The sequence below is a fragment of the Pseudomonas sp. 2995-3 genome, from assembly GCF_002742565.1.
GTDB classification, from domain to species: Bacteria; Pseudomonadota; Gammaproteobacteria; order Pseudomonadales; family Pseudomonadaceae; genus Aquipseudomonas; species Aquipseudomonas edaphica.
This window is the reverse complement of the sequence record NZ_LJSB01000186.1, coordinates 1-252: the sequence shown is the minus strand read 5'-3', so window position 1 is coordinate 252 and position 252 is coordinate 1. Positions and strand designations below refer to the sequence as shown.

Annotated in this window: 1 protein-coding gene; it reads left to right on the top strand. The window is 42.9% G+C overall.

Annotation, left to right across the window (positions count from 1 at the left end):
* A partial coding sequence (locus tag AOA62_RS16485) for a hypothetical protein (protein ID WP_143521842.1) occupies nt 1-252 on the top strand: 252 nt, incomplete at both ends.

Here is a 252-nt window from a genome sequence, read left to right as displayed (position 1 = left end):
CATGTGGATAAGATTGAAGCATTATCTGAAGATATGAAAAAGCTAAGTGATGATGGACTTCGTCAAAAGACCGAGGAATTTAAAGAGCGGTTTCGTAATGGAGAGGCTTTGGAGGGGATGCTTCCAGAGGCATTTGCTGTTGTACGTGAAGGTTCTACCAGAGCGCTTGGTTTAACACATTATCCAGTGCAGCTTATCGGTGGTATCATTCTTCATCACGGTGATATATCTGAGATGAATACAGGGGAAGGT